General features: G+C 72.8%; 4 protein-coding genes. 2 read left to right on the forward strand and 2 right to left on the reverse strand.

Features of this window, described 5'->3' with window-relative positions:
- Window positions 1-83 precede the first annotated feature (83 nt).
- Window positions 84-1,352 (reverse strand): D-amino acid dehydrogenase, encoded by a 1,269-nt coding sequence (locus tag C667_RS20035; protein ID WP_004379172.1) that lies wholly within the window; start codon window positions 1,350-1,352, stop codon window positions 84-86.
- A gap of 153 nt (window positions 1,353-1,505) precedes the next feature.
- On the opposite strand from C667_RS20035, the gene C667_RS20040 reads away from it, so the two are divergent.
- Window positions 1,506-2,507 carry a class 1 fructose-bisphosphatase gene (locus tag C667_RS20040; RefSeq protein ID WP_004379174.1) on the forward strand — a complete coding sequence of 334 codons (1,002 nt, stop codon included), beginning with the start codon at window positions 1,506-1,508 and terminating at the stop codon, window positions 2,505-2,507.
- Window positions 2,508-2,511: 4 nt separating this feature from the next.
- Window positions 2,512-4,269, forward strand: a complete 1,758-nt coding sequence (locus C667_RS20045; RefSeq protein WP_039922436.1) for an autotransporter assembly complex protein TamA — start codon at window positions 2,512-2,514, stop codon at window positions 4,267-4,269.
- Window positions 4,270-4,278: 9 nt separating this feature from the next.
- Here C667_RS20045 and C667_RS20050 read toward each other — a convergent pair.
- Window positions 4,279-5,229 (reverse strand): Lon-insertion domain-containing protein (locus tag C667_RS20050; protein ID WP_039922437.1); only part of this gene is annotated, 951 nt, incomplete at its 5' end.

Raw genomic sequence — 5,229 nt, forward strand, 5'->3', positions numbered from 1 at the left:
CGCGCGTGGCCTGAGGCCGCGCGCTCGCGACGCGCTCCGCCCCGGCTGGCCGGGTCGGTCGGCGTCGCCGGGCACGGGCGGTGCTAGCTTCCCGCCGCCGCGAGGAAGGGAAACGCCACCGCCGGCCGGCCACCGCTCATCAACTCCGCGAGTGCGGCCGCCGACCCGCAGGCCAGCGTCCATCCCAGCGTGCCGTGGCCGGTGTTGAGCCACAGTCCGGGGCGCGCGCTGCGTCCGATCAGCGGCACGTTGCCCGGCGTTGCGGGGCGCAATCCGGCCCAGGGTTCCGCGCGCGCGAGGTCGATCGCGCGCGGGAAGCGCGCCTGCACCCACGCCATGATCGGCGCGATGCGCTCCGCGCGGATCGCGGTGTCGTAGCCGTTGAGCTCCGCGGTGCCGGCGACGCGCAGGCGGTCGCCCAGGCGCGAGCATACGATCCGGCGCGACTCGTCGGTCAGGCTCACGCTCGGCGCCAGGGCCGCATCCAGCACCGGTGCGGTGATCGAATAGCCCTTGACCGGGTAGATCGGCAGGCGCAAGCCGAGCGGGGCGACCAGGCGCGCGCCGTGGCTGCCCAGGCACAGCACGCAGGCCTGCGCGCGCAGGCTGTCCGCGCTCCCGTCCGCGCGACGGACGCGCGCGCCCACGATGCGGCCGCCGGAGTCGGTCTCGAGCGCGCTCACCTCGGTCTCCCAGTGCAGCGCCACACCCGCCTCCTGCAGCCTGAGGGCGAGCGCGCGGGTGAATTTGTGCGCGTCGCCCGATTCGTCCTCCTGCGCGAAGATCCCGCCCGACAGGCTGCCGGCGCAGGCCGCCAGCGCCGGCTCGCGCTCGATGCAGGCCGCGCGGTCGAGCACCTCGGCGGCGATGCCGAAGGCGTGCAGCTGTGCGGCGCGCGCGGGCGCCCTGGCGAACTCCGCGCGGCTGTAGAACAGGTGCAGGATGCCGCGCTCGAGCTGGTCGTACTCGAGCCCGAGCTCGGTGCGCAGTGCGCGCAGGCGCTGCGCGCTGGCGAGCGCGAGCGCGGCGATCGCCACGGTGTTGCGGTGTGCGCGCGCGGGCAGGCACTCGAGCAGGAAGCGCAGGCCCCAGGTCCACTGCGCGAGGTCGCGGCGCGGGCGGAACTTCAGCGGCGCGTCGGCGCGCCCGAGCCAGCGCAGCACCTGCGCAGGCGCGCCGGGGTTGGCCCAGGGCTCGGGATGGCTGATCGAGATCTGTCCGCCGTTGGCGAAGCTGGTCTCGAGTCCGGCGCCGGGCTGGCGGTCGACCAGGCTGACCTGGAAGCCGGCGCGGCTCAGGTACCAGGCGGTCGTGACGCCGGACAGGCCGGCGCCGAGAACCATGACGTGCATGAAGTGGAAACGCAGATGGGGGGTGCCGATGATAGCGCCTCGGCGGCCGCGGCTGCAGTCTGCTGGTTGCGGGCATCGCGGCCCGTGCGCTCGTGGCGCGGAACCGCGATAATCCCGGCTTGTCCGTTTCGTTCAATGTCGTGGAGCCTTCTCATGCGCCGAGTCACCCTTACCCAGTTCCTCATCGAGCAGCAGCGCGCCGGCCGCATCACCGCCGACCTGCGCCTGCTGATCGAGGTCGTCGCTCGCGCGGTCAAGGCGATCAGCGTCAACGTCTCCAAGGGCGCGCTCGCCGGCGTGCTCGGCGAGGCCGGCACCGACAACGTCCAGGGCGAGGCGCAGAAGAAGCTCGACGTCATCGCCAACGAGATCCTGCTGCAGGCCAACGAGTGGGGCGGCCACCTCGCCGGCATGGCCTCGGAGGAGGTCGAGACCATCTGCCAGATCCCCTTCGACCTGCCCAAGGGCGGCTTCCTGCTGCTCTTCGATCCGCTCGACGGCTCGTCCAACATCGACGTCAACATCTCCGTCGGCACCATCTTCTCGGTGCTGCGCAACCCGCCGGGCGGCTCGGAGCCCACCGAGGAGAGCTTCCTGCAGCCAGGCCGCGAGCAGGTCGCCGCCGGCTACGCGGTCTACGGCCCGTCCACCCAGCTCGTGCTCACCGTTGGCCACGGCGTGCATGCCTTCACGCTCGACCGCGAGATGGGCAGCTTCATCTACACCCAGCCCTTCATGAGCATCCCGGCCGATACCCAGGAGTTCGCCATCAACGCGTCCAACGCGCGCCACTGGGAGGCGCCGGTCAAGCGTTACTACGACGAGATGCTGCAGGGCAAGGAAGGCCCGCTCGGCAAGGACTACAACATGCGCTGGGTGGCCTCGATGGTCTCCGACGTGCACCGCATCCTGACCCGCGGCGGCGTGTTCATGTACCCGATGGACGAGAAGTGCCGCAGGCAGGGCGGCAAGCTGCGCCTGATGTACGAGGCCAACCCGATGGCGATGCTGGTCGAGCAGGCCGGCGGTGCGGCCTCCACCGGGCGCGAGCGCATCCTCGACGTGAAGCCGGAGCGGTTGCACCAGCGCGTGCCGGTGATCCTGGGCTCGAAGAACGAGGTCGAGCGCGTGGCGGGCTACCACGGGGAGGTCTGAGCGCGTGCGCTCGGGAGTGCGACCTGCGCTGCGCCGGGGCCTGCGCCTCGCCGCGCTGGCCCTGACGCTGGCGGCTGGCGGTGCGCTGGCACAGGAGACCCTCGAGGTGCGCCTGCAGGCGCCCGACGAGCTGCGGCCGCTGCTCGAGCGCCATGTGCGCCTGCTGCGCCAGGAGGCGCTCGAACTGCCCGAGGAGCCGGCCGATCGCTCGGCGATGACCCGGCGCGCGCGTCGCGAGGTGGCGGGCCTGCTCGCCACCGAGGGCTACTTCTCGCCGCGGGTGCGCTTCGATCGCAGCGATGCGCGCGCCTGGCTGCTCGAGGTGGAGCCCGGCCCGCGCACCGTGATCGCCCAGGTCGAGCTGCAGTTCGTCGGCGAGATCGCCACCTCCGGGCCCGGCGGCAGCGAGTACCTCGACCTGCTGCGTGCGGGCTGGAGCCTGCCGGTCGGCGCGCCCTTCAGCCAGGGTGGCTGGGACGGGGCCAAGCAGGCGCTGCTCGATGCGGTCGCGGCACGCCGCTACGCCGCGGCGCGCATCGTCGACAGCCGCGCCGAGATCGACCCCGAGAGCGCGCGCGCCACCCTGCGCGTGCGCATCGACAGCGGACCGACGTTCTACCTCGGCGAGCTCGACGTCGAGGGCCTGGAGCACCTGCCCGTCGATCTCGTCGAACGCTACAGCCAGCTCGAGCCCGGCTCGCCCTACGATCGCGAGGCGCTGCTCGCCTTCCAGACCGAACTGCAGAACACCCCGCACTTCGGCTCGGTGATCGTCGACATCGAGCGCGACCCGACGCTGTCGAGCGCGGTGCCGGTGCGGGTGAGGGTCACCGAGGCGCTGCCGCGTTATGCCGGCGCGGGTGCGGGCTATTCGACCAACACTGGCGCGCGCGTCGAGTTCAGCTACCGCGACTCCAACCTGCGCAAGCGCGGCTGGGAGTTCTCCTCCGGCCTGCGCATCGAGGAGCGCCGCCAGGCGCTGTTCGCGGATGTCTTCCTGCCCCCGCGCGGGCGCGACCGCGACAGTTTCGGCGCGCTCTACGAGGCGAGCGACCTCGAAGGCCTCAAGATCGACTCCCAGGCGCTCGGCGCCGCGCGCACCACGCTGCGCGGCGACATCGAGACCCAGCTCGCGCTGCGCCTGCAGCACGAGAACGTCGAGCCGTCCGGCGCCCCCTCGCGCTCGACCAACACCCTGAGCGCGAACTGGACGTGGAAGAAGCGCGCGGTCGACAACGTGCTCGACCCCACGAGCGGCTACGTGCTGGAGTTCCAGGTCGGCGGCGGCAGCAAGACGCTGCTCTCCGACCAGGACTTCCTGCGCTTCTACTCGCGCGTCGCGCGCTACCAGCCGGTGCGCGGCACCGACGTGTTCATCCTGCGCGGCGAGGCCGGCGTGACCCTGGCCGACAGCCGCGAGGGCGTGCCGCAGGACTTCCTCTTCCGCAGCGGCGGCGCGCAGTCGGTGCGCGGCTACGACTATCAGAGCCTGGGCGTGAAGGAGGGCAACGCCACGGTCGGCGGTCGCTACCTCGCGACCGCGAGCGCCGAGTATGTGCGCTGGTTCCAGCCGCAGTGGGGCGCCGCCGTCTTCGTCGATGCGGGGGATGCCGCCGACACCCGCGCGGACTACGACCTGCGCGTCGGCTACGGCGTCGGCGCGCGCTGGCGCAGCCCGGCGGGCCCGCTCGCGATCGATCTCGCCTGGGGCCATCAGGAGCGCAGCCTGCGGCTGCACTTCGGCGTCGCGGTGGCGTTCTGAGCCGGGCGCTCAGCCGTCGCGGGGCTTGCCGCGGCGGTGCAGCGCGGCCAGCTTGCGCAGGCCATCCACGGCGCGCGCATTGACCGTGCCTGCCGGCATGCTGCCGTCGGCCGCTGGCCGGCCGGCGGGCAGGCCGGTGAGCAGCTCCACCGCCTCGTCGGCGTCGGCCACCGCCCACACCGCGAAGCGCCCGGCCCGCACCGCCTCGACCACGTCGTCGCGCAGCATCAGGTGGCTGACGTTGGCGCGCGGGATCAGCACCCCTTGCCCGCCGTCGAGGCCGCGCGCGGCGCACAGCTCGAAGAAGCCCTCGATCTTCTCGTTGATGCCGCCCACCGGCTGCACGACGCCGAACTGGTTCACCGAGCCAGTCACGGCGAGCGACTGCTTCACCGCCACGCCCGAGAGCGCCGACAGCAGGGCCACCAGCTCGGCGAGCGAGGCGCTGTCGCCCTCGACGCCGCCGTAGGACTGCTCGAAGACCAGGCTCGCCTTGAGCGAGAGCGGCAGCATCCAGCCGAAGCGCGCGGCGAGGAAGGCGGACAGGATCAGCACGCCCTTGGAGTGGATCGGCCCGCCGAGCTTGACCTCGCGCTCGATGTCGATGATCTCGCCCGCGCCGGCGCGCACCGTGGCGGTGATGCGCTGCGGGTGGGCGAAGCGGTCCTCGCCGAGCGGCACCACCGCCAGGCCATTGACCTGGCCGACGTGGCTGCCGGCGGTGTCGATCAGCCACTGCCCGCGCAGGATCTGGTCGAGGTGGCCGAGGCGGATGCGTTCGTGACGGCGGCGATGGGCCGCGATCGCGGCGTCCACATGATCGCGCTCGATGCGCGTGGCGCCGGCGGCGAGGGCGAAGTGGGCCGCCTCGCGCAGGCGGTCGTCGAGCGGCTGGGTGCGTGTGCTCAGGCGCTCGGCGTCGGCGGCGAGGCGCGCCGCGTGCTCGATCAGCCGCGCCAG

The organism is Thauera phenylacetica B4P, assembly GCF_000310225.1.
Taxonomy (GTDB): domain Bacteria; phylum Pseudomonadota; class Gammaproteobacteria; order Burkholderiales; family Rhodocyclaceae; genus Thauera; species Thauera phenylacetica.